This is a genomic window from Streptomyces sp. GQFP, from assembly GCF_021545335.1.
Classification (GTDB): domain Bacteria; phylum Actinomycetota; class Actinomycetes; order Streptomycetales; family Streptomycetaceae; genus Streptomyces.
The window spans coordinates 5,470,907-5,494,571 of record NZ_CP089312.1; the positions used below are offsets into that span (position 1 = coordinate 5,470,907).

Annotated in this window: 22 protein-coding genes; 12 read left to right on the top strand and 10 right to left on the bottom strand. The window is 68.0% G+C overall.

Going from position 1 to position 23,665, the window contains the following annotated elements; translation table 11 throughout:
* Positions 1–153: 153 nt before the first annotated feature.
* Together LUX31_RS24285 and LUX31_RS24290 are read right to left on the bottom strand one after the other, a co-directional pair.
* Positions 154–471, bottom strand: a complete 318-nt coding sequence (locus tag LUX31_RS24285; protein WP_235477065.1) for a hypothetical protein — start codon at positions 469–471, stop codon at positions 154–156.
* Positions 472–840: 369 nt separating this feature from the next.
* Complete coding sequence (locus LUX31_RS24290) at positions 841–2,217, bottom strand: S53 family peptidase (RefSeq protein WP_235477066.1); 1,377 nt, start codon at positions 2,215–2,217, stop codon at positions 841–843.
* A gap of 350 nt (positions 2,218–2,567) precedes the next feature.
* On the opposite strand from LUX31_RS24290, the gene LUX31_RS24295 reads away from it, so the two are divergent.
* Positions 2,568–3,173, top strand: coding sequence for a hypothetical protein (locus LUX31_RS24295; protein WP_235477067.1), 606 nt, complete (start codon positions 2,568–2,570; stop codon positions 3,171–3,173).
* Here the strand turns inward: LUX31_RS24295 and LUX31_RS24300 are convergent.
* The gene (locus LUX31_RS24300; RefSeq protein WP_235477068.1) at positions 3,170–3,523 is read right to left on the bottom strand and encodes a DUF397 domain-containing protein; all 354 of its coding nucleotides are present in this window, start codon (positions 3,521–3,523) and stop codon (positions 3,170–3,172) included. The two genes, LUX31_RS24295 and LUX31_RS24300, sit on opposite strands and share 4 nt — an antisense overlap.
* Positions 3,524–3,537: 14 nt before the next feature.
* The gene (locus LUX31_RS24305; RefSeq protein WP_235477069.1) at positions 3,538–4,392 is read right to left on the bottom strand and encodes a helix-turn-helix domain-containing protein; all 855 of its coding nucleotides are present in this window, start codon (positions 4,390–4,392) and stop codon (positions 3,538–3,540) included.
* Between the two features lie 190 nt (positions 4,393–4,582).
* On the opposite strand from LUX31_RS24305, the gene LUX31_RS24310 reads away from it, so the two are divergent.
* From LUX31_RS24310 to LUX31_RS24330, 5 genes are all read left to right on the top strand, one after another.
* Positions 4,583–5,029, top strand: a complete 447-nt coding sequence (locus tag LUX31_RS24310) for an ATP-binding protein (RefSeq protein WP_235477070.1) — start codon at positions 4,583–4,585, stop codon at positions 5,027–5,029.
* Positions 5,030–5,197: 168 nt separating this feature from the next.
* Positions 5,198–5,710 carry a Uma2 family endonuclease gene (locus tag LUX31_RS24315; RefSeq protein ID WP_235477071.1) on the top strand — a complete coding sequence of 171 codons (513 nt, stop codon included), beginning with the start codon at positions 5,198–5,200 and terminating at the stop codon, positions 5,708–5,710.
* Positions 5,711–5,717: 7 nt separating this feature from the next.
* On the top strand, positions 5,718–6,338 hold the full coding sequence (locus LUX31_RS24320; RefSeq protein ID WP_443045994.1) for a trypsin-like serine peptidase: 621 nt from the start codon (positions 5,718–5,720) through the stop codon (positions 6,336–6,338).
* An 87-nt stretch (positions 6,339–6,425) separates the two neighbouring features.
* Positions 6,426–7,433 carry a C40 family peptidase gene (locus tag LUX31_RS24325; protein WP_235477072.1) on the top strand — a complete coding sequence of 336 codons (1,008 nt, stop codon included), beginning with the start codon at positions 6,426–6,428 and terminating at the stop codon, positions 7,431–7,433.
* A gap of 271 nt (positions 7,434–7,704) precedes the next feature.
* Positions 7,705–8,415, top strand: a complete 711-nt coding sequence (locus LUX31_RS24330; RefSeq protein ID WP_235477073.1) for a phosphatase PAP2 family protein — start codon at positions 7,705–7,707, stop codon at positions 8,413–8,415.
* 279 nt (positions 8,416–8,694) lie between these two features.
* Here the strand turns inward: LUX31_RS24330 and LUX31_RS24335 are convergent, their stop codons facing one another.
* Positions 8,695–11,877, bottom strand: coding sequence for an alpha-L-rhamnosidase (locus LUX31_RS24335; protein ID WP_235477074.1), 3,183 nt, complete (start codon positions 11,875–11,877; stop codon positions 8,695–8,697).
* Positions 11,878–12,494: 617 nt separating this feature from the next.
* Here LUX31_RS24335 and LUX31_RS24340 point away from each other — a divergent pair.
* Entirely contained in the window at positions 12,495–13,238 is a 744-nt protein-coding gene (locus LUX31_RS24340; RefSeq protein ID WP_328285689.1) for a CAP domain-containing protein, read from the top strand.
* Positions 13,239–13,279: 41 nt separating this feature from the next.
* Here LUX31_RS24340 and LUX31_RS24345 read toward each other — a convergent pair whose 3' ends face one another.
* A complete protein-coding gene (locus tag LUX31_RS24345; protein ID WP_235477076.1) occupies positions 13,280–14,842 on the bottom strand; it encodes an FAD-binding oxidoreductase in 1,563 nt (520 codons plus the stop codon).
* Between the two features lie 425 nt (positions 14,843–15,267).
* Between LUX31_RS24345 and pstS the strand changes: the two genes are divergently transcribed.
* The 4 genes from pstS to pstB all read left to right on the top strand — a co-directional run bounded on the left by pstS (position 15,268) and on the right by pstB (position 19,411).
* Positions 15,268–16,395: a phosphate ABC transporter substrate-binding protein PstS gene (gene pstS / locus LUX31_RS24350; protein ID WP_235477077.1), complete on the top strand. Its 1,128-nt coding sequence runs from the start codon at positions 15,268–15,270 to the stop codon at positions 16,393–16,395.
* Positions 16,396–16,505: 110 nt separating this feature from the next.
* On the top strand, positions 16,506–17,513 hold the full coding sequence (pstC, locus tag LUX31_RS24355) for a phosphate ABC transporter permease subunit PstC (protein ID WP_235477078.1): 1,008 nt from the start codon (positions 16,506–16,508) through the stop codon (positions 17,511–17,513).
* On the top strand, positions 17,510–18,562 hold the full coding sequence (gene pstA / locus LUX31_RS24360; RefSeq protein WP_235477079.1) for a phosphate ABC transporter permease PstA: 1,053 nt from the start codon (positions 17,510–17,512) through the stop codon (positions 18,560–18,562). The genes pstC and pstA overlap by 4 nt, the downstream gene beginning before the upstream one ends.
* 72 nt (positions 18,563–18,634) lie before the next feature.
* The gene (gene pstB, locus LUX31_RS24365) at positions 18,635–19,411 is read left to right on the top strand and encodes a phosphate ABC transporter ATP-binding protein PstB (RefSeq protein ID WP_235477080.1); all 777 of its coding nucleotides are present in this window, start codon (positions 18,635–18,637) and stop codon (positions 19,409–19,411) included.
* 699 nt (positions 19,412–20,110) lie between these two features.
* Here the strand turns inward: pstB and LUX31_RS24370 are convergent.
* Together LUX31_RS24370 and LUX31_RS24375 are read right to left on the bottom strand one after the other, a co-directional pair.
* On the bottom strand, positions 20,111–21,109 hold the full coding sequence (locus LUX31_RS24370) for an inorganic phosphate transporter (RefSeq protein WP_235477081.1): 999 nt from the start codon (positions 21,107–21,109) through the stop codon (positions 20,111–20,113).
* A gap of 7 nt (positions 21,110–21,116) precedes the next feature.
* Positions 21,117–21,737 carry a DUF47 domain-containing protein gene (locus LUX31_RS24375; RefSeq protein WP_235477082.1) on the bottom strand — a complete coding sequence of 207 codons (621 nt, stop codon included), beginning with the start codon at positions 21,735–21,737 and terminating at the stop codon, positions 21,117–21,119.
* Positions 21,738–22,010: 273 nt separating this feature from the next.
* Between LUX31_RS24375 and LUX31_RS24380 the strand changes: the two genes are divergently transcribed.
* Positions 22,011–22,331 (top strand): metal-sensitive transcriptional regulator, encoded by a 321-nt coding sequence (locus LUX31_RS24380; RefSeq protein ID WP_235477083.1) that lies wholly within the window; start codon positions 22,011–22,013, stop codon positions 22,329–22,331.
* A gap of 53 nt (positions 22,332–22,384) precedes the next feature.
* Here LUX31_RS24380 and LUX31_RS24385 read toward each other — a convergent pair whose 3' ends face one another.
* Complete coding sequence (locus LUX31_RS24385) at positions 22,385–22,573, bottom strand: hypothetical protein (RefSeq protein ID WP_235477084.1); 189 nt, start codon at positions 22,571–22,573, stop codon at positions 22,385–22,387.
* Between the two features lie 176 nt (positions 22,574–22,749).
* Positions 22,750–23,595, bottom strand: a complete 846-nt coding sequence (locus LUX31_RS24390; RefSeq protein ID WP_235477085.1) for a hypothetical protein — start codon at positions 23,593–23,595, stop codon at positions 22,750–22,752.
* Positions 23,596–23,665: the final 70 nt, after the last annotated feature.

Consider the following 23,665-nt stretch of genomic DNA (forward strand, 5'->3'; position numbering starts at 1 on the left):
GTGCTGGTTCCCGTGCGGGCGCGGTGTGGTGACTCGACATCAGGGAGACGCAACCTCAGTCGGTGGGCACGACGGGTGGGTGGGTGGTGGGAGAGGAGAACCGGGTTCGCCCGGCGGTCCGACTGGAGATGCGCCGCGCGCGGGTGGCGCCGGCTACACGGCCATGCCGTACACGATGGTGAAGAGGGTGCCGAGCGAGCCGATGATGAACACGCCCGTCAGGCCCGCGATGATGAGGCCCTTGCCCTGTTCCGCGCTGAAGGTGTCGCGCAGGGCTGTCGCGCCGATGCGCTGTTTCGCCGCACCCCAGATCGCGATGCCGAGGCACATCAGGATGGCCACGGCCATCACGACCTGGACCATCGTCTTCGCTTCGGTGCCCAGGCTGCCGAAGGGACCCCAGTCCGGAGCGATCCCGCCGATGATGGTGTTGATGTCGCCCTTTTCGGCCGCAAGCCACTTGTAAGTCACCTAAGTCACCGCCCCTGTCGGGTAGTTCCGCGCGCCCCCTGCCGCAGCGCAGAGGTCAGGCCCATTCTCGCCGACAATGACGCTGTCGTATGTCGACTTGGAGTCATTGATTGGCGGGTTTCGTACGAATACCTTTATCGTCACTCTGTGTATCACGGCTGGTTACGCCGGGCAATGAAGTGTGAGCGAAACCTGTGGTGTGGTTCCGTCGTTGTCCACCCCTGGCCACCAGGGTGGTCATCAGGGCGGTCACGGACCGTTTCTGACGGTCCGTCTCCAGGTGTAGGCCAGGCTATCGCGGACCTCGGACATGGCGACGGGCCGCGGCTGGTAGCCGCGGCCCGTTCCCCCTGGATCTGATCGTTCAGGTCAGCCGGTGAAGGCGTCCAGACCCTCCGGGGTGCCCCAGCCGGTCGGGCCGTCGTAGCCGGAGGTGGCGGTGCAGTAGTAGCTCGTGGTGCAGGTGCCGTTGTTGCCCGAGGTCACGTCGTTGAGGGCCGAGGTGCCGGCGGCCGCGTAGGGGTACGAGGCCGGGTAGTCGCTGCTGCCGGGGGTGCCGGCGAGGGCGTAGACACCCGCGATGATCGGCGAGGAGGCGCTGGTGCCGCCGTAGGTGACCCAGCCGGTGCCGTCGCCGTAGGTGTCGTAGACCGAGACGCCGGTCGCGGGGTCGGCCACGGCGGAGACGTCGGAGATCATGCGCTTGGCGCAGGTCGCGTCGGTCTGCCAGGACGGCTTCGCGTCGTACGAGGAGCAGCCGGAGCCGGTGCCCTCGGTGCTGCTGGTCTTCCACACGCTCTCGGTCCAGCCGCGGCTGTTGGAGGAGGTGGACAGCTTGGTGCCGCCGACGGAGGTGACGTACCGGGAGGCCGCCGGGTACTCGGCGCCGTAGCCCTCGTCGCCCGCGCTGACCGTGATGGCGACGCCGGGGTGGTTGAAGTACGAGCTGTCGTAGCTGGTGTCGGAGGAGGACTCCGAGCCGCCGTAGCTGTTGGAGACGTACTTCGCGCCGAGGGTGACCGCGCGGTTCACGGCCGTACCGAGGTTGGCCATCGAGGAGGACTTGGCCTCGACCAGCAGGATGTTGCAGTTCGGGCAGATCGCGCTGGCCATGTCGAGGTCGAGGGAGATCTCACCGGCCCAGCCGCTGTCGGCGGTGGGGAGGGATGTCGTCGAGCCGGTCTGGCTGACCTTGGTGAAGCAGCCGTTGTCGGTGGTGCAGTCCGAGAGGCCGTAGTACGAGCGGTACTCGGCGAGGTCGGACTCGGCGTTCGGGTCGTCGTACGCGTCGACGATCGCGATGGTCTCGCCGGAGCCGTTGGAGGAGGCGGCGGAGGTCAGGCCGTAGGCGTCCTGGAGGTCGCTGGGGCCGTAGCCGGTGGGGGTGGCGGAGGCGGCGTTGGGCTTGATGGTCGCGGGGGTCGTCAGACCCTTTTTCGCGGCCTGCTCCTCCTGGAAGGCGGTGGTGCCGCCGGTGACGCGGAGGGCGTTGCAGGAGGCGAAGCCCTTGGCGGGGGTCGCGTCACATTGGGTGGTGTAGCTGACGTGGGCCTTGGCGACCTGGGCGGCGATCGTTTTGGCGGTGACCTTCTGGGGGGCGGGTGCCGCATTCGCGTGGGCCGCTGTGCCGAGTCCGGCGAGGGCGAGGGCGGCGGTGGCGACTGCGGCGGTGCCTATGCGGCGCCAGCTGCCGTGTCTGCCGTATCTGCCTTGTGTGGACTGGCTGTTGGGGGGTGTCGTACGCAACGTACAGCCTCCTGGTGAGGGGGTGGTCAGGGGCGGTGCGGGTGGGGGTATGCGTGGTGCTTGGCGCCGGTGCGGTTTCCCCGGCGGCGGGTTGGCGGCCCGCCGATGACATTGGCTTGTTGGGTACGTGACAACAAGATGGGTTTCGGAATCCTGACTTCCGCGTGACTGAAGGCGGGTTGGGGGTTACTGATCACTTACGGGGTGATGGGTGGGGGGTGGGGGTGGCTTGACTGTGGGCACAGGTGGTTCACAGGTTGTGGATGGGGGTGGGTGGGGGTGTTCACAGGGTTCCGGGTGGGGGGTGTGTGGTGGTTTGGGGTTTGACGGGGGTTCAGGCGGGGGTTGTGGTGCGTTTGTTGCCGGGGGTGGTGCGGCGGGTGCTGGGTGGGGGTGAGGCGCAGCCCTGGTGGATGCCGAGGCGGGTGCTGACGGTGGTGTCGGCGGATGTCGACTCCGGTGCCGGGGTGGGGGCGGTGTGGATGGTGTGGCGGCCGGGGGCGCGGGAGTCTGTGGCGCGGGAACACATCGAGTTCCTGGAGTGGTACGGCGGGCAGTGGCGGTATCCGGGGGGCAGCAGTGGTTCCGTGGACGGTCCTGCCGACGCTGATGTCGACGTGATCGAGATACGCGGCGGCGGGGGCACGCTCAGCCTTGCCCGGCGTCTTGACCCGCCGCGCTCCATCGAGACGGCGCCATGGATCGGCTGCGTTCTGGTCTACCTCGGGCGGGATGTCGGCCACATCCTCGTCGGCGACCGCCGGTTCGAGGCTTCGGGGCAGCGCAGGGTCGTCGCTGCCTGGAAGGGGCCCCAGGTCGGTCGCGGGTCTCGGCCCGTCGTCGTGGCTTTCGGGCGGGACGGCGTCGAGCTCTCCCGTATTGGTCCGCTCGACAGTCTGGACAGTCGTACCTGGGCTCGGGTGTGGGAGGAGCTGGACGGGTCCGAGGGGCTCTAGACGAAGTGGTCGAACTCGCCCGCTCGTACGCCGAGGACGAAGGCGTTCCACTTGTCGTGGTCGGTGGTGACGACGATGTCGGGGGTGGCGGTCGAGCGGAGGTGGACGGGGGCGTCGGGGGTTTCGCCGAGGGTTACCTCGATTGCGGGGGTGGTTGCCTTCGGCGGGGGTGTGTCGGCCTTGAGGGTGGTGAGGAGGGTGTGGAAGGCGGCGGGGGTGGTGGTGAGTATGGCTTTGGTGGGGTCGGCGGATTCGGTGAGGTGGATTGTGGGGGGTGTGGGGGTGGTGGCGATGTGTATGCAGGAGGCGCCCTCGGAGCAGTACGACGACTTCTGCCAGTGCGGAGTCATGGGGATCCGTCCCTTCACAGGTCTCGTATCACGCTGTGGATGAGGTCCCGGGTCTTCTCCGGGGCGAGTGCCACAGCTTCGATACGGTCGAACAGCGTGCGGTATCTGCGCAACTCCGCGTCGGCGTCCACGAAGGCGAGGCCGTGCGCCTGGTCGAGATAGACGGTGTCCAGCTCCGGTACCGGGCCGTGCGCGTAGTGGATCGACTGGCCGGACCCCGGGTAGGCGCCGGCGTCGAAGGTGATGGCGCGCAGGGTGATGTGGTCCCGGTCGCTCATGTCGAGCAGGTGCTGCAGCTGCTGTCGGGCGATTGTCGAGCCGCCGACCCTCATACGTAGGGCGGCCTCGTGGATGATCGCCTCGTACGGTGTCGGTTCGTCCTCGCGGAAGAGGATCGCCTGGCGCTTGATGCGGAACGACAGGCGGTGCTCGATGTCGGGCGGCGCGAGTTCCGTGACCGCCTGACGGAAGATCTCCAGTGCGTACTCGCGCGTCTGGAGCAGACCGGGGATGCGAGCTGTGGTCGAGTCGCGCAACGACCGGGCGTGGTGCTCCAGTTCGGCCAGGTCCAGGAGCGAGGGGGAGAGCGTCTCGCGGTGCGCTTCCCACCAGCCGTGTTTCCGCTCGCCGGTCATTGCGGCGATCGCCTCGACGAGGGCCTTGTCGGGGCAGGCGTAGTGGTCGGCCAGCGAGCGTACGCGTTCGGCGCTCACGCCCAGCCGGGCGGTCTCCATGTTGCTGACCTGGGCCTGCTTCATGCCGAGCAGTTGGGCGGCCTGCGTTGACGTCAGGCCTGCGCGCTCGCGCAGTTTGCGCAGCTCGGCGCCAAGCCGGAGTTGACGTCCCGTCGGGCTGTTCCTCACGGGCATTCCCGTCTCTCCTGAGTGCTGCTGTCACCCACACGGGTGATTGCCTTTAGTATCCCCTGATTTGGGTGAAGAATATATCCGAAACTCGCTACCTTGGTCTCAGGCGCCCTCACCCAGAAGCACACCGCTCGACGGAGCGACGAAGCCACTGGGCAACCGTCCAACTCCCCTCAGTGATCGGAGACTTCCGATGGCCACCGTATCCCCGCCCTGGAGTTACACCCTTCAACTCCCGCGTGATCCGCGCTCACCGGGTATCGGTCGCGCGACCCTGCGGACCGTTCTGGGCGCCCGTGGGCTCGGCGACGCCATTCCCGCCGCCGAACTCGTCGCGTCCGAGCTGCTCACCAACGCCCACGTGCACACCAAGGGGCCGTACGCCCTGCGCATCGTTCACCTGGGCGAGCCGGATCGGTTCCGGGTTGCCGTCTGGGACGCCGACCCCCGGGTACCGCCCGGGTTCACCGCCGACGGTGCCACCGTCTCCGTACCCATGGCGGACGCCGAATGCGGTCGGGGGCTCCAGCTTGTACGGGCCTGTGCGGACTCGTTGGGTGTTGCCGTGCTGCGGGAGTTGGGGGCCTCGAAGGGTGGGAAGTTGCTTTGGGCCGAGTGTCAGTGGGGTGGCCTAGGGTGATTGCAGGTGAGCGGAGTGTGATGGAGGGGGCGGTATGGTGCAGAGGGACGGAGGCGGCGAGCCATGTCCGTGTCGCCCGGTGTCCCTTACTCCGCGTGGAAAACACGCGGGTGTGGTCAAGCAGTTGCGCCGGCAGATCGAGGCGGCGGTCTGCCTGACGGACTGGACGTGTACGAGGTGTCCGCGATCGCCCTGCCCGAGGATTCGGACGACTACGCGACGCCGGACGACTGGTTGGCCGACGTCGCGGACGCCGCCCTGGTCGTTGAGGTCATCTCCCAGTCCGAGAAGTCCCGGGACATCAGGGACAAGGCCGACTGGTACGCCGTAGCCCGTGTGCCTGTTCTCTTTGTCATCGATCCCAGGAAGGGCACCTGGGCTCTGCATACCCATCCGGACAACGGTGCCTACCGTGATGTGCTGCCGGGGAAGTTCGGGGAGTCCGTTCTGCTTACGGCTTCACGCGAGATTCTCAGCGAGGAGCCGTACCCGTTCTTGATTTCGCGCGTCAGAGTTGCCCCTGATGAAGCGGATCACTCGGACTCCTGGCAACCGGCGGTACGCGCTGCTTTCCGTTGGTGCGCTGCTTGCCGTCACCTCTGTCTCCGGTGCGGCTCCCGGGAGCGCCGCCTCTGGTTCTCCCGGTGTGGCCGCCGTGGCCCGTGCGGTTCCGCCGCGTAGTGCTCGGGTGGGGGCCCTGTTCAACGGGGATCTGGAGGGTGGGCACTTCTGTACGGCTTCTGTGGTGCGTAGTGGGGGGCGGGATCTGATTCTTACCGCCGCGCACTGTCTGAGTGGGGGCGGGGACACCGACGTCGTCTTCGTGCCCGGGTATCGGGACGGGCGGGCGCCGTACGGGGTGTGGCGGGTGGTCAAGACCTTTGTGCCGGGGGCCTGGAGCGATCGGGCCGACGAGGACAGTGACTTCGCCTTTGCCGTTGTCGCCGCGAATGCCTCCATGGGTGGGCGGGAGCTGGAGGACGTGGTGGGGGCGAATGTTTTTGTCTTCGGGCGGGCTACCGGGGGCAGTGATGTCGTCGTCAGCGGGTATCCGAACGTGCTCGATGCGGCCGTCAGCTGTACCAACCGGCCCACCGTGCACAGTCGTACGCAGCAGCGCATCGAGTGTCCCGACTTCACCGACGGGACCAGTGGGAGTCCCTGGGTGGACCGGGAGGGGGAGGTGGTGGGGGTGCTTGGGGGGTTCGAGCAGGGGGGCTCGACCGATGATGTGTCCTACAGCGCCGTGCTGGGGGATGCGGCTGCCGCTCTCTATCGGGAGGCCGCCCGGTTCGGTGGCTCCTCGTGATCGGCGGCGCGATTCGTCATGATCACCCACAGGAGTGGGTAGCGCCTCTACACTGACGTGGGCGTAATCCCGGGCGGTGAGGGGCGGTTGACGGTGCGTAAGGCATGGATCGTGGCGAGTGTCGCCGTCGGGGGCGCCCTCAGCTTCGTGATGCTGCTCGTCGTGGGCGTCTACCTCGTCGCCGGGAACGTCGCAGGTGGGGTCGGGAGCGGGAGCGTCGCGCTCGCCAAGGGGGCCGTGCCGGCCGCGTATTCGGCACTCGTACAGAAGTGGGGCAATCTGTGCCCCGCCATCAATCCCGCGCTCCTCGCCGCACAGCTGTACCAGGAGAGCGGATTCAATCCGAATGCGAAGAGTCCGGCAAAGGCGGAAGGGATAGCGCAATTCATCCCCAGCACCTGGGCCACGCACGGAATCGACGGCGACGGTGACGGCGACCGGGATGTGTGGGATCCGAATGACGCGATTCCGTCGGCCGCCTCGTACGACTGCGAGCTCGCCTCGTACGTGAAGGACGCGCCCGGAGACCCGACGCACAACATGCTCGCCGCTTACAACGCGGGGGCGTACGCCGTCATCAAATACGGGGGTGTGCCGCCGTATGCCGAGACCCAGAACTATGTGAAGACCATCACCACGCTGCAGGCCAGCTTTGCGGCTCCTGTGGGGCGCGTCGACCCCTCCGAGCAGGCCGCCGCCGCGATCACCTACGCCCAGGGGAAGCTCGGCACGCCCTATCTCTGGGGCGGCACCGGTACCGCTGAGCAGGGCGGACGCTTCGACTGCTCCGGGCTCACGCAGGCCGCGTACGAGAGTGTGGGCGTCCAGCTGCCGCGGGTCGCCAATGATCAGTACAACGCCGGGCCGCATCCCTCGCGGGACGAGCTGCTGCCTGGCGACCTCGTGTTCTTCTCCGACGACCTCACCAACTCGCGGGCCATCCGGCATGTCGGGATTTATGTGGGTGGCGGTTACATGATTGACGCCCCGCGGACCGGTGCGGTCATTCGGTTCGATCCGATCGACACCCCCGATTACTTCGGGGCGACCCGGGTGACCGAAGATGGCGCGAAAGCGTTGCCCACCGCGGTGTGAGCGCAGCGTGAAACCATCCCCTGAGCTGCGCGTATCCATCTCTCTTCGATAACGTCTGCGTGATCATTCGGTGGAGAGTGGAACGTATTAACGGAGACCGTGCGTTCCTGGTCCAGTAGTGGATTCGCTGTCGGCGGTCGCTCCTGCTTGTTCGTGTCATGTCACGTGTCAGGCGGTGGCGGCGGGGCGGGGGTTCCTATGTCACGGGGTGAGCAGGAACGGCGCACGAACCAGTGCGCTCTGGAGATGACGACGAAGGGGCCGCAGCACCATGGCTGGACTCGCCGAATCCGGGTCGAACCCCGACGTCGACCTGCTCTATGACATCAATGGCCTGGCCAAGGACGCGCCTCGGTGGTTCGACCGGGGTGTCGAGGTCGTGGGGGAGTACGGGCTGCTGGCCGCGATGGTGGTGCTGGTGGTGTGGTGCTGGTGGGGTGTGCGGCGGCGGGGTGGGGATGACGCGGCTGGGTCTGTCGCCGCGTTGATCTGGGCGCCGCTTGCCGCGGCGATCGCCGTGCTCGTGAACATCCCCATACGGGGGTTCGTGGAGCGGCCCCGTCCTTTTCTGGACCATCAGGGGCTTGAGGTTCTGGTCTCCGGGAAGACCGACTACTCGTTCGTGAGCGATCACGCGACGATCGCCATGGCCATGGGGGTCGGGCTGTTCGTGGCGAACCGGCGGTTCGGGCTGGTGGGGATAGGGATCGCGTTGGTGGAGGGGTTCTGTCGGGTGTACATGGGGGTGCATTACCCGACGGATGTGGTGGGTGGGTTCGCGCTGGGGACCGCGGTTGCGTTGTTGCTGTCGCCGGTGGCTATGGCTTTGCTTACTCCGGTTACTCGGGCTGTTGAGGGGTCTGGGTGGGGTGGGGTGTTGATTCGGGCTCGGGGGGCGGCTGGTTCGGGTGCGGGTGCGGGGCGGGGGGCTGTGGTTCCGGGGGCTCGGGCTGAGGCGGGGGAGCGGGATTTGGCGGCGTAGCCGCCGGGTTTCTCGCCCCCGCCGCCCCTACCCGTCCCATCCCTGGGGGCTGCGCCCCCAGACCCCCCTTTCGGCCTGAACGGCCTCGTCCTCAAACGCCGGACGGGCTGGAGGGTGGGGGCAGGCGGGTGGGTGGGAAGTCGCGCTGAACGGGCTTGTCCTCAGACGCCGGACGGGCTGGAGGGTGGGGGCAGGCGGGTGGGTGGGTGGGAAGTCGCGCTGAACGCGCTCGTCCTCAAACGCCGGACGGGCTGAAAAACAGTGCGCGTACCCGTCTGATCAGGAGGTGAAGCGGTGGGTGCCCGAGCCGACCCGGTAGATCGTGTGGCCTTCCTCCTGGCGTGGGAATGTGGGGATCCAAACCTCGGCTGTCGTGTTGGGCGGCACCGTGCATGTCAGGGTGAAGCTGTCGGGCCGCTGGCGCCAGTGGGTGGAGACGGGGCCGTAGGGCGACGTGAACGTGGCTCGGGCGGTGGTTACCGTTCCGCCGGGGCGGGGGCGGACGATGATTTCGCGGTAACCCGGGCGGCCCGGTGCGATGCCGGCGATGTTCGTGTACATCCATTCGCCCACCGAGCCGTACGCGTAGTGGTTGAAGGAGTTCATGTCCGGGGTCTGGAAGCTGCCGTCGGGGCGGATGGAGTCCCAGCGTTCCCACATCGTGGTCGCGCCCCGGTCGATCTGGTAGCCCCAGCTGGGGAAGGAGCGTTGCTCCAGCAGGCGGTAGGCGATGTCCGTGTGGCCCGTGTTCGTGAGGACGGGGAGGAGGCGGGGAGTGCCCAGGAAGCCCGTCGACAGGTGCCAGTCCTTTGCCTTGAGCAGGGCGACCAGTCGGTCTGCTGCCGCCTTCTGCAGCGAGTCCGGCAGTAGGTCCATCGACAGTGCCAGGACGTACGCCGTCTGTGTGTCGCCCTTGATGCGGGCGTCGGACGTGACGTAGGCGTTCTGGAAGGCCGTGCGTATGCGTGCGAAGAGGTCGCTGTACGGGGTGGCGTCCTCGCCCAACTCCCTTGCTATGCGGGCCGCCAGGTCGGCGCTGTGCGCGAAGTACGCGGTCGCGATGACGTCCTTGGGGGTTTCGTCTTCGACGTTCAGCCAGTCGCCGTATCCCTGTGCCGGGCGTAGTAGACGGTCGCTGTTCCGCTCCAGGTACGTCAGCCACGCTTGGACCGATGGCCAGGCGTCCGTCAGGATCTGGCGGTCGCCGTATGCCTGGTAGAGGGCCCACGGGACCGTGACGCCCGCGTCGCCCCAGCCTGCCGTGCCGTCGCCCAGGGTGCCGACCACCGGTGCCACGTCCGTGAACGCGCCCTCCGGGGTCCGGGAGTCACGGAGGTCGACGAGCCACTTGGACAGGAAACGGGCCGACTCCATCGTGTACGCGGCCGTGGGTGCGAAGACGTTGATGTCTCCCGTCCAGCCCAGGCGCTCGTCGCGCGCGGGTGTGTCCGTCGGGACGGAGAGAAAGTTGCCGCGCTGGCCCCAAGTGATGTTGTGGTGCAGCTGGTTGAGCATCGGTACGTCGGTCTCGAAGTCGAGGGTGAGGGGGGCCGAGGTGTGCATGACCCGGCCGGTGACCGTCCTGGTGGTGGGCGTGCCCGGGAAACCGGTCACCTCCACGTAGCGGAATCCGTGGAAGGTGAAGCGGGGTTCGTAACTCTCCTCCTGTCCCTGCCCTTTCAGGGTGTACGTGTCCGTCGCCGCCGCGCTTCGTAGGTTCGCCGTGTAAATCGTGCCGTCGGGGTTCAGCACCTCGGCGTGTCTGAGGCGGACCGTCGTCCCCGCGTCGCCCGACACACGCAGGCGTACCGAGCCGACCATGTTCTGGCCCAGGTCGAACACGTGGACGCCGGGCCTGGGTTGGGTGATCTGTTGTGGCGTCAGTTCCTGTTCCACGCGTACCGGGCCGTCCAGCTGCGCGACGATCAGGTCTGGGCCGACGTTCCCTGCATCGCGTACGCCTGGCCAACTCCCGTCGTCGAAGCCGGGCGAGGTCCAGCCGGGGGTCTCCTTGCGGGCGTCGTATGTCTCGCCGTTCAGGAGGTCGGCGGCGATGATCGGGCTGGTGGCGGCTCGCCAGGCAGTGTCCGATGTGATGCGCTCCGTCGTGCCGTCCGCGTACTTCACCTCCAATTGCGCGAGGAGGGAGGGGTGTTGACCGTACTGGCCTGGGCCGAACATGCCTACGTTGCCCGCGTACCAGCCGGGTGCCAGGTAGGCCCCGATGGCGTTGGCGCCGGGGCGGAGGAGCTTGGTGACGTCGTACGTCTGGTACTGGACGCGGGTGCGGTAGTCCGTCCAGCCGGGGGCGAGTTCGTCGGTGCCCACTCTGCTGCCGTTGAGGTGGGCCTCGTACAGGCCGAGTGCCGTGGCGTACAGGCGCGCGCGTGCCACCTTTCGGCGCGGGAGGTGGAATTCGTGCCGCAGTTGGGTGACGGCGTACGAGACCGGGACGACCCTTCCCCATGGGCCGCCGCCCCACGCGGCAGCCACCCTGGCCGTCGGCCAGCCGCCGTCGTCGAAGCCGAACTCGCGCCAGTTGTCCGGGGGTTGCTGGTCCGTGGTCTTCCACGAGCCGTCGGTGAACACCTTCCGCTCGCCGGAGGCGGTACGGACGACCAGGACCGCGACGAGCCCGGCCGGGCCCACGGTCGCGTTGGTGGCGGAGACGGCGATAACGTTGTCACCGGCCTGGACTCGGTCCAGTACGTTGATCACGGCCGGGCGGCGCCAGTCCTCGTGGTCCGTGTCGAGGTCCGTGTGGGCCACCTCGACGCCGTTCACGGAGACGGCGTACACGTTGTCGGCTGTGATGGCGAGGGTCGCCGACGTGATCCCGTCGGGGAGTTGGGTCGTACCGCGGAACCAACGGGTCGCCGCCGGGACGCTGTTGGTCGGGTCGCCCTCGGGGAACCAGATCCAGGAACCGCCCTCGAAGGACGGCGCGTCCGTGAGGTCCGCCGGTGCGGAGATCCAGTCGGCGGTCCACTGGCCGGTGTCCATGAGCCCGGTCTCCCACCAGGAGGGCGCGCTCCAGCCGGAGACCCGTCCGTCGGTGTCCCATACGCGTACGGACCAGTGGTAGCGCGTTCGTGGTGTGAGTGCGGGGCCCGCGTAGGGGACGAGGGCGGACTCGGCGGACGTGACCTTTCCGCTGTCCCAGGCGTCGGGGTGGGAGAGGAGCCGGGGGCTTGTAGCCACCCGGATCTGGTACGCGCTCTGCCGTACGCCGGTCTTCTTGGAAGTCAACGGCCAGCTCAGTCGGGGGTGTTGGGTGTCGAGGCCGAGGGGGTGGCGGATGTATTCCACGGTGGGCGCGGTGACGCGAACGTGAGCCTGTCCGGACGTCGGTGCGGTCGTAGTGCCGGGCGCCGCCGGTGCGGCCGTCGCGGGTACGGCGTCCATGGTTGCCGCTGCGACCGTGGCCGTCGCGGCCACGAGAATGTTCCTCCTGCTGATCATTACGACTCCTCACTCGCGACTTGCACGGAATGGTTGAATCGATTCAAACTGGGGAGGCGTGGGTAACGTAGAGCCGCGTGAGGCCGGGGTCAATCGTTGTGACGGACTTCCCCTCCTTCAGTTGCCGCCCGTCGCTGTCAGGTTGCCGCCGTGAGGCCGGTGATTCGGAGCTCATGAGAGCGGTGTAATTCCGTACACCTCGAATTGAAGTGATGTGCGTCACGCCGGAATTGTGTGTGATGGCGTTGATCGGCTGATTGCCGAAGGTCGTAATTATGTTCTTTTGACGGCCAATCGGGCGCTTGTTGTCGCAGGTGGGGTAATTCCGCTGATCCTTCAGGCCGGCGGGCGTGGCTGTGGGGGAGCGTCTTCGGCCTGGTCACAAGTGTGTGCGGGTGTGCAAGGGAGTGTGAAGACGGCCGGATTCGCACAGCCTTGTGTTCTGGGGGCGGCGGCGCGGGTGTTCGTTGCCCGGTGTGCTCGGCGATCCCCATAATGACCGGGCTCGCGACCAGTGAATGAGGCCAGGTATGACCAAGCACCGCCTGAAATCGAAACGCCGGGAATCGAAACGCCCGATAACGAAGCGCCGGAAAATAGCCGGTGCCGTAGCTGTCGTGGTGGCAGTCGGAGCCGTGGGCATTCCTTCGGCCGCCCAGGCGAGCGGCGACGGGGTGGGTGGCTGGAGCCTCGTCTCCTGGTGGGGATGGGGCACGTCGGATCCGGTGGCCCGTCCGAAGCCCTCACGGTCGCCTGTCGCGTCTGCCTCCGCGTCGGCCTCCGTCTCGGCCGGCCCTGCCTCCGCCACTCCGTCCGGCACCCCGAGCGCCTCTCCCGTCGGCGCCTCCCCGAGCGCGTCGCCCTCGGCGGCCGGCAGCCCGACCGCCACGCCCACCGCGGGCACGCTCGAGTCCAGCTCCCCGTCGAGCACTCCGGAGGCCACGAGCACCAGCAGTACTCCCACCGCCTCCGCCAGTGCGGAGTCCGGTCCCACGGATCGTGTGCTGGTTCTGGTCAACGCCGAACGTGCGGAGGCGGGTTGTGCGCCGCTGACCGAGAACGCCAAACTCACCAAGGCCGCTCAGGACCACAGCCAGGACATGGCCGATCACCAGAACATGTCGCACACCGGCTCCGACGGTTCGTCCATGAGCGACCGGCTCTCCCGGGTCGGGTACGCGTTCAGGTCGGCGGGCGAGAACGTCGCCGCCGGTTACACGTCTCCCGAGAGCGTCATGGACGGCTGGATGAACAGCGCCGGTCACAAGGCCAACATCCTCAACTGCGGCTTCAAGGAGATCGGCATCGGCCTGGCGCAGCCGGGTTATTACTGGACCCAGGACTTCGGGTCGACCTCGTAGCAGCCGGACGCCTGCCCTGGTATGCATGTCCGGCAGGGTCCCTACAGCGCCTGCGGATACGTGAACACGCGGTCCGGGTCGTACTGGTGCTTCAGCCTTGTCAGGCGGGTCGCCGCGTCCCCGTAGTACGCCTTGCGCCAGTTCTTCAGGGTGGGGTCCGTGTAGTTCTGGTAGGCGGCGCCCGAGGCGTACGGGGACATCGACCGGTGGGCCTTCGTCAGCCAGGACTGGGCCGTGCTGCCTGTCGTGCCCGCGCGCCAGGACACGATGTACTGGGCCAGCATCCTGGAGCGGCGGTGGACGAATGCCGTCGCCGTCGGGGAGACCCGGTTCACCGCGCCGCCCAGTGCCGTGAACGCGATGCTGCCCGAGCCGCCCCGCACCGAGGTCATCTCGGCGAGGAGGGTCTGGATGCCCGTCGTCGAGAGGGAGCGGTCGTAGAAGTCCGAGCGGGCCGCGTATGTCTCCCGGCCGAGGGCGCCCTGCGGGGAGCGACCCGGAGTTGAGCCCGGGAGGTGGCACTGCGCGTTCGTCGCGAAGGACGAGCAGCCCGCGTACACCTCCATCGACTCCTCGTACGAGCGGCGCTTCAGGGAGACGCTCGCGGCCGGAGAACCGATTCTGTCCGCCAGGCGGTCCACCGCGTTCTGCAGGTCCGTGTAGCCGCCCAGCGAGAACGCCGTGATCGAGATCGTCGGGGTGCCGCCGGCCGTGTTGGCCACGTGCAGGGACGACCAGATCTCGTCCGGCTGGGTCGGGCCCCACTCCTGCCAGGCCCTCATCACCGCCGCCGCCCTGCGCCAGGGCCAGGACATGTACGCCGACACGGCTTGGGGTGCGGGGTGCGTGCGGAAGTGGAGTTCCGTGACCACGCCGAAGTTGCCGTTGCCCGCGCCTCGCAGGGCCCAGAAGAGGTCCTTGTTCGTCGTGGCGTTCGCCGTCAGTTCGCGGCCGTCCGCCGTGATCAGCGTCGCCTGGGTCAGGCTGTCGCAGGTCAGGCCGTACGCCCTCGACACCACCCCGTGGCCGCCGCCCAGCGTCAGGCCCGAGACCCCGACCGTCGGGCACGAGCCCGCCGGGATCGTGACGCCCTTCGCCGTCAGGGCGCGGTAGACGTCGATCAGTTTCGAGCCCGCGCCCACCACCGCTGTGCCGCCGGACGCGCGGACACGGTTCAGTTCTGATACGTCGATGATCAGGCGGCCGTTGCCCGAGGACCAACCCGCGTACGAGTGGCCGCCGTTGCGGATCGCCACGGGGACCGAGTGGGCGCGGGCGTACGAGAGTGCCGTACGGATGTCGTCCGCGTGGGAGACGTACGCCACCGCGGCTGGTTTCAGTCCGTCGAAGCGGGTGTTGTAGAGCTGCCGGGCCGCCGCCCAGGAGGCGTCACCGGGGCGGACGAGCGGGCCGTCGAGGTCGCGGCCGAGGGCCGTCCAGTTGGCGGGGGCCGAGGCGCTCGTGGAGGTGAGAGGCGTTGTCGTCGTGCGGGTCGCGCCTCCCGTGTCCGCCTTCGCGCCCGTGTCGCCCTTCGCGCCCGTGCACGACGTCGTCATCGCCGCCAGGGCGGCCACGCCGCCTCCCATGAACGTACGCCGCTGCATGGTGCTCCTCGGGTTTTCGGTTCCTCCGTTTGAGCCCGCGTTGGCTCCCGTCGAACGAGACGGGTTCCATGGATCGTGGGTTCCATCAGCGGACGCGTTCACGGGAGGAAGTGGAAGGATGGGTTCCGGTAGGTTTCCGTCCGGCTTCCGGGGCTTCTATCGCATGAGTCGGCCCGTCGGGGACGTTCCTCCCGTCGGGACCCACACGTGTTCTCCCCGTGAGCATTCCGTGACCTCACCGCACCGACCGCAGGGGTTCACCCTCCGTTTACCTGCGCCCGTAGGTGGCTTCACCTGATCTGCCTAATTTCGGCCCTACCCGGTGCTGGGTGTGCCTCTGTGGACGCCTGTGCGCCACTCATTCTTCGTTACCTCGCACGCCGCCGGAATTTCAGGACGGCGGCTCCTGGAAGGAACACCCGAAAGTGAAGCTTCAGCGCATGAACCGGCGGGCCCTCACCCTCGGTGCTCTCGCCGTCTCCGGCGCCCTGGCCCTCACGGCGTGCGGCTCCGACGACACCGGCGGCGGTACGGACAGCACTGGCAGCGCCACGGCCAACGCCAACAGCACCATCAAGTGTGACGACGCCAAGGGTCAGCTGCTCGCCGACGGCTCCTCCGCGCAGAAGAACGCGATCGACGCCTGGGTCAAGGCCTTCACGGCCGCCTGCTCCGGTGTCCAGATCAACTACAAGGGCAGCGGCTCCGGCGCCGGTGTCACCGCGTTCACGCAGGGCACGGTCGCCTTCGCCGGCTCCGACTCCGCGCTGAAGCCCGACGAGGTCACCGCCTCCAAGTCGGTCTGCACCGGCGGCACCGCCATCGACCTCCCGGCCGTCGGCGGCGCCATCGCGCTCGCCTACAACCTCCCGGGTGTCGACAACCTGGTCCTGGACGCGCCCACCCTCGCCAAGATCTTCGACAGCAAGATCAAGACCTGGGACGACGCCGCCATCAAGGCGCTGAACCCGGACGCGACGCTGCCCAGCACCAAGATCCAGCCCTTCCACCGCTCCGAGGAGTCCGGTACCACGGACAACCTCACCAAGTACCTGATCGCCACCACGCCCGAGAACTGGAAGTACGAGGGTGGCAAGGCCTGGCAGGCCGAGGGCGGCCAGGCGGCCTCCGGTTCGTCCGGCATCGCGGCGGGGGTCAAGCAGACCGAGGGCGCGATCGGTTACATGGAGCAGTCGTACGCCAAGGACCTGTCCACGGTGGCCATCGACACGGGCGCCAGCACCCCGGTCAAGGCGACCTCCGACGGTGCCACCAAGGCCATCGCGGCCGCCGAGGTCGTCGGCACCGGCAACGACTACTCGCTGAAGCTCGACTACAAGACCACGGCGGACGGCGCGTACCCGATCACCCTGGTCACGTACGAGATCGTCTGCGACAAGGGCAACAAGGCAGCCACCCTGCCCGCCACCAAGGCCTTCCTCCGCTACATCACCAGCGAAGAGGGCCAGGGAATCCTGAGCGGTATCGACTACGCCCCGATCCCGGCCGACATCATCGCCAAGGTTCGTACCACCGTCGAGAGCCTGGCCTGACCTGAGTGTGCGGTCGGGACCTGCCGCCGAGCCGGTCCCGACCGCACCGTCCGGTGCACCGCCGCCAGGAGCCGCATCCCCGGGTGCGGCCCCGCAGACCGGAGAACCCGATGGACATAACCACCAAGAACTCAGACACCCCGCCCCCTGCCCCCCTGCCGACCCCGGTCGAGCAGAAGCGCGCCGCCCGTGGCGCCACCCGACCCGGTGACCGGATCTTCCTCGGTCTCTCCCGTGGCTCGGGCATCCTGCTGCTGACGATCATGGCCGCGATCGCCATCTTCCTCACCTATCGCGCGACCCTCGCGATCAGCAAGGACGAGGGCAACTTCCTCACCACCTTCGAGTGGAACGCCAACCTCAACCCGCCGGTCTTCGGTATCGCCGTCCTGGCCTTCGGCACGGTGGTCTCCTCGATCATCGCCATGGTCATCGCGGTCCCGGTCGCCGTCGCGATCGCGCTGTTCCTCACGCACTACGCCCCGCGCAGGCTGAGCGGTCCCATCTCGTACGTGATCGACCTGCTCGCCGCCGTGCCGTCCATCGTGTACGGCCTGTGGGGCGCCCTGATCCTCGTACCGAACATGAACGGCCTCTTCGGCTGGCTGAACGACTACTTCCGCTGGACCGGGATCTTCTCCTGGGAAGAGGGCGCGCCGCGCTCGATGATGACCGTGGGCATTCTGCTCGCCATCATGATCCTGCCGGTCATCACCAACGTCAGCCGAGAGGTGTTCCGGCAGACCCCGCGGATGAACGAGGAGGCCGCACTGGCCCTCGGCGCCACCCGCTGGGAGGTCATCCGCATGGCGGTGCTGCCCTTCGGCCGCTCCGGTGTGATCTCCGCGTCGATGCTCGGCCTCGGTCGCGCACTGGGCGAGACGATGGCCGTCGCCACCGTCCTCTCCCCGAGCTTCATCATCCAGGCCAGCCTGCTCGAACCGGGCGGCGGCACCTTCGCCCAGAACATCGCCGCCAAGTTCGGTGAGGCGTCGGAGTTCGGCCGTGACGCGCTGATCGCCTCCGGTCTGGTCCTGTTCGTCATCACCTTGCTGGTCAACGGCGCCGCCCGCGCGATCATCGCCCGCCGCGCCGAGTACTCGGGGGCCAACGCATGAGCACCGTCGTAGCCGACAAGCCCACCGGCTCCCTCCAGGGCGCCCGGCTCCCCAAGTGGTTCTCCTGGGCCCTCGCGGCCGGGTCCATCGCGCTCGGGATCGGCATCAGCTTCGCCGCAGGCCTGGACAGCAACATCCAGTGGGGCCTGATCGCCGCGATCCTCTTCGTCGTCGGTACGTACGTCATCGCCTCGAGTGTCGAGGGCAAGCGTCAGGCCAAGGACCGCATCGCGACCTCGCTGGTCTGGGTCGCCTTCCTGCTCGCCGTCGTGCCGCTGGTCTCCCTGGTCTGGACGACCGTCGCCCGCGGTGTGAAGGTCCTCGACGTCTACTTCCTGACCCACTCGATGGGCGTGGTCGCCGACGCCGAGACGGGCGGTGGCATCTACCACGCCATCATCGGCAGCCTGGAGCAGGTCGGTCTGGCCACGCTGATGGGCGCGCCGATCGGCGTCCTCACCGCGATCTACCTGGTGGAGTACGGGCGCGGCAAGCTGGCCAAGGCCGTCACGTTCTTCGTGGACGTCATGACGGGCATCCCGTCGATCGTCGCGGGCCTCTTCATCCTCAGCATCATGCTGCAGTTCGAGATGCAGCCGTTCGGCTTCGCCGGTTCGCTGGCCCTGGCCATCCTGATGATGCCGGTGGTCGTCCGTTCGACCGAGGAGATGCTGAAGCTCGTACCGAACGAGCTGCGTGAGGCGTCCCTGGCGCTCGGCATCCCGAAGTGGCGCACGATCCTGAAGGTGGTCCTGCCGACCGCCATCGGCGGTATCACCACCGGCATCATGCTGGCGGTGGCCCGTATCGCCGGTGAGACGGCGCCGGTGCTGCTGCTGGTGTTCGGCAACCCGTTCATCAACAACAACCCCTTCGAGGGTGCGCAGGCCTCGCTTCCGCTGTACATCTACCAGCAGTACAGCGGTGGCACGGACGCTTCGTACGACCGGGCCTGGGCGGCGTCGCTGACGCTGATCGCCTTCGTGATGATCCTCAACCTCGGCGCACGCGGTATCGCCCGCTGGAAGGCACCGAAGACAGGTCGCTGACGCGGCCATACGACAGCGACCTGTAGCCGGCCCGGATGCCGGCTGACCCCTCGAAAGAAGCAGTGATATCCCATGGCCAAGCGAATCGACGTAAGCGGCCTCAGCGCCTACTACGGCTCCTTCCGCGCGATCGAGGACATCTCGATGACGGTCGAGCCGCGCTCGGTGACGGCCTTCATCGGCCCCTCCGGCTGCGGCAAGTCCACCTTCCTGCGCACCCTGAACCGCATGCACGAGGTCACGCCCGGCGGGCGGGTCGACGGCAAGGTCATGCTCGACGACGAGAACCTGTACGGCGCCGGGGTCGACCCGGTGTCGGTACGGCGTGAGGTCGGCATGGTCTTCCAGCGTCCGAACCCCTTCCCGACGATGTCGGTGTACGACAACGTGGCGGCGGGGCTGCGGCTGAACGGCTCGTACAAGAAGTCCGAGCTGAGCGATGTCGTGGAGAAGTCGCTGAAGGGCGCGAACCTCTGGAACGAGGTCAAGGACCGGCTGAACAAGCCCGGTTCGGGTCTTTCGGGCGGTCAGCAGCAGCGGCTGTGCATCGCTCGGGCGATCGCGGTGGAACCGAAGGTGCTGTTGATGGACGAGCCGTGCTCGGCCCTCGACCCGATCTCCACGCTCGCGATCGAGGACCTGATCGGTGAGCTGAAGGAACGGTTCACGATCGTCATCGTGACGCACAACATGCAGCAGGCGGCGCGGGTGTCGGACAAGACGGCGTTCTTCAACCTCGCGGCGGTCGGGCAGCCCGGGAAGCTGATCGAGATCGACGACACGGAGCGGATCTTCTCCAACCCGTCGGTGCAGGCGACCGAGGACTACATCTCGGGCCGCTTCGGCTGAGCAGGCCTTTGCCGGTTCAGCAGGCCTTTGCCGGTTCCGCCGGCTCGCCGGCTCGCTTCAAGACCCCTCGCGGTGCTGCATGGCGGTGCCACCGCGAGGTCGAATAGGGCCCGCTCCTGGAGCATTCCTCCGGGGGCGGGCCCGTTCGTGTTTTTTCCTCGCCCCCGCCGCCCCTACCCGTCCCATCCCGTTCCTGGGGGCTGCGCCCCCAGACCCCCGCTGTCGGCCTGAACGGCCTCGTCCTCAAACGCCGGACGGGCTGGAGGGTGGCCCTCTGTCCTCAAGCGCCGGACGGGCTGGGGGGTGGCCTTCCGTCCTTAAGCGCCGGACGGGCTGGGGGGTGGCGGCCGTCGGGTGGGTGGGAAGGTTGCGCTGAACGGCCTCGTCCTCAAGCGCCGGACGGGCTGGGGGCCCTCCGTCCTCAAGCGCCGGACGGGCTGAGTGGTGCCGGCCGTTGCTGGGGAGGGCGGGGGCGGGTGGGTGGGAAGGTCGCGCTGAACGCGCTTGTCCTCAGACGCCGGACGGGCTGGAATGCCCCTGCCCGTGCTGAAGTGCGGTGGGGGTGGGCGGGGTTGTCCTCGAACGTCGGCTGGGGCTTGGCCTTTCAGTGCTGGCCCGCATCTCCAGCCCGTCCGGCGTTTGAGGACAAGGCCCGTTCAGGGCCGTAGGGGGGTCTGGGGGCGCAGCCCCCAGGTCCGGCTACAGAAACGCCAACCACACGACCCCGTAGCCCGCCGCAGCCACCACGCCCGCTGCCGGCATCGTGATGAACCAGCCCAGGACGATGTTCTTGGCGACGCCCCAGCGGACCGCGTTCACGCGCTTCGTCGCGCCTACGCCCATGATCGCCGAGGTGATCACGTGGGTCGTGGAGACCGGGGCCTTGAAGAGGTACGCCGTGACGAACATGATCGACGCGCCTGTTGTCTCCGCTGCGAAGCCCTGGGGTGGGTCCAGTTCGATGATCTTGCGGCCGAGGGTGCGCATGATGCGCCAGCCGCCCGCGTACGTGCCCAGGGACAGGGTCACCGCGCAGGCGATCTTGACCCAGACCGGGATCGGGTCGCCGTAGTCCTCGACGTCCGCGATGACCAGGGCCATCACCACGATGCCCATCGTCTTCTGGGCGTCCTGGAGGCCGTGGCCCAGGGCCATGCCCGCCGCCGAGACGGTTTGGGCGATGCGGAAGCCTCGTTTCGCCTTTGACGGGTTTGCTCGGCGGAAGATCCACATGATTGCCGTCATTACGAGGTAGCCGGCTACCAGGCCCACCAGCGGGGAGACGAACATCGGGATGACTACCTTGTCCAGGACTCCGGACCAGTAGACCTTCGTGCCGCCCGCCAGGGCCGCTCCCACCATGCCGCCGAAGAGGGCGTGGGAGGAGGAGGACGGGAGGCCGAAGTACCACGTGATCAGGTTCCAGGTGATCGCGCCTACCAGGGCGGCGAAGAGGATCGCCATGCCCGAGGAGCCCTCGGGTGTCTCGATCAGGCCCTCGCTGACCGTTTTCGCGACCCCGCTGCCCAGGAACGCCCCGGCCAGGTTCATCACCGCGGCCATCGCCAGTGCCGCCCGGGGCGTGAGGGCACGGGTGGACACGGAGGTGGCGATCGCGTTCGCCGAGTCGTGGAAGCCGTTTGTGTACGTGAATCCGAGTGCTACCCCGATGGTCACGATCAGAGCGAAGGTGTCCATGTAAGGGTCAGGACTCCTTGACCGCGATGGTCTCCACCGTGTTCGCCACGTGCTCGAAGGCGTCTGCCGCCTCCTCCAGCACATCCACGATCTGCTTGAGCTTCAGCACCTCGATCGCGTCGTACTTGCCGTTGAACAGGTGTGCAAGAAGCTTTCTGTGGATCTGGTCGGCCTGGTTCTCCAGGCGGTTGACCTCGATCCAGTACTCCGTGAGGTTCTCCATCGTGCGGAGGTTCGGCATGGCCTCCGCCGTCAGCTCCGCCGCCCGCGCCAGGACCTCGATCTGCTGCTCGACGCCCTTGGGCAGTTCCTCCACGTTGTAGAGGACGACCAGGTCGACGGCCTCCTCCATGAAGTCCATGATGTCGTCGAGGGACGATGCGAGCGCGTAGATGTCCTCGCGGTCGAAGGGCGTGATGAACGAGGAGTTCAACTGATGGAAGATCGCGTGTGTGGCGTCGTCACCGGCGTGTTCCGCGGCCCGCATACGCTCTGCGATCTCGGCCCGGCCGGAGGCGTCCGCCCCGAGCAGTTCCATGAGGAGTCGCGAGCCCGTGACGATGTTGTCCGCGGAAGCGGCGAACATGTCGTAGAAGCTCGTCTCCCTGGGGGTCAGACGAAATCGCACTTGGGGTCCTCGGAGTCCTTCGGGTTCGGTCAGGCTGATGCTAGGCGCAACATCCGGCCACGGCTAACGAGTCGTCCCCCAGTGTCGCCCATCGGACAGCGTGGGCTGCACAGTGGTCTACACCTCAGTGAAACGACGTCCGGGCCGCCTGATCGGCACGGGCAAGGGCCCTATACCCAGCAAAGTTGGTTACCATATACCCGGCAGGGGTATATGGGCGCTTTTGCGTCTCATGTTTGTTCGACGGTGCTTGTTCAACGGGAGGACCACGCGATGACGACCACCGAGGCCGGCGCGGAGACGCACGACGTCGTGCACGGGTACCACAAGCAGAAGGACGAGCACCTGAAGCGGCTGCGCCGGATCGAGGGGCAGATCCGCGGGCTCCAGCGGATGGTCGACGAGGACGTCTACTGCATCGACATACTCACCCAGGTCTCCGCCTCCACCAAGGCCCTGCAGTCCTTCGCCCTCCAGCTCCTGGAGGAGCACCTGCGCCACTGTGTCGCCGACGCGGCCCTCAAGGGCGGTACGGAGATCGACGCGAAGGTGGAGGAGGCGACCAAGGCGATCGGTCGTCTGCTGCGTACCTGAGTACCTGAGCACCTGAGCCACCGGGCGTCCACGCCTGTGGCGCTCGTCGCTTTTCAGCCAGGCGACGTGACCTTGCGTCCCTCGCGCTCCTCCGCCACCTTCAGCACCTCGTCGATGCTCTCCAGACTGAGCCGCTCCTCCTCGGCCGCCGAGGCCGCGATGATCAGCTCTCCGCACAGCTCGATCTCGGCGAGGGCCACGTGGTCCTGAACTGCCGTACCGCCGACCGGAGCCACGTGCATCACCTCTTCTCTGCCGTCACCGCTTCCTAGAGTAGGGAGTGGTCTACACACCGCGCATGGCACGGACGGGCTAGTCCTTGCGCTACGGCGGACGCGGCGCGGGCGGGCCGGGTTGCTCGCCCGGCTCACCTTCCCCCATTTCCGGACGGCAGTCCCACTACGGCGCTACGACAGTCTCACTGCTCGGCGATCCGGCCCGCGTAGATGTCCGCGGGCCGCGGCAGCCGTACGCGCACGGGGGCCCCGAAGTCGTACAGCAGCGTCGTCGAGGCGACCGCGACCGTGCCCTTGTGCTGCCCGTTGACGAAGCTGAACCGGTGCAGGAGCTTGCGGATACGGCCCTCGTCGTCGAGGTAGGCCTCGAAGGGGACCTCGGCGGTGGCGAACCCTTTCGCCGCCGCTCCCAGCGGGCCCCTGTTGCCCGGCGAGGCGCTCTTCGCGGCCTTGGCCAGGTCGGCCGTGCCCTTGTAGTGCCGTACCTCGGTGCCGCCGACCCTGGTCCGGCCGACGTAGGTCGCCTCGCGCGTCCCGCGCAGGACCTCGGCGGCGGCGAACGGGTCCGTGGCGCCGCCTGTCACCAGGTTGCCGTCGGACAGGGTCGCCGTGTCCACCCGTACCCACTTGTCGGCGGGGACGCCCGCGCCCCGGTTCTTCATGAACAGGGCGCCCGGGGCGAGGAGTTCGGTGATCGGGCGGTGCGGGCTGGCGCCCGCCGGGTCCTGGGGGAGGAGCACCTTGAGGCGGCCGAGCTGCTTGCCGTAGTCGTAGACGCCCTCGCCCCGGATGGTGACGCGGGTGCCGCCGGTGGCCATCTCCATGGAGGTGCTGGTCCGGGAGGTGCCCGCGTCGACCAGGGTCGCGGCGGCGCCGTGCAGGACGCGGACCGCGTCGGTGGCGGGGCGCGCGTCCCCGGTGGCGGCCTCGCCGTTGCCCGTGCAGCCGGTGGCGCAGAGCAGGAGACCCGTTGTCACGGCGGCCGTCACGACCGCCCCGTTCGCTCGCCAGTGCCGCCGCCGGTCCATCGCCGCCCACCCCCAAGCCGGGCCGTCGGTCCACGGCCCCTGTCGTTCCGCTTAACGAGGGGTGGGGGAG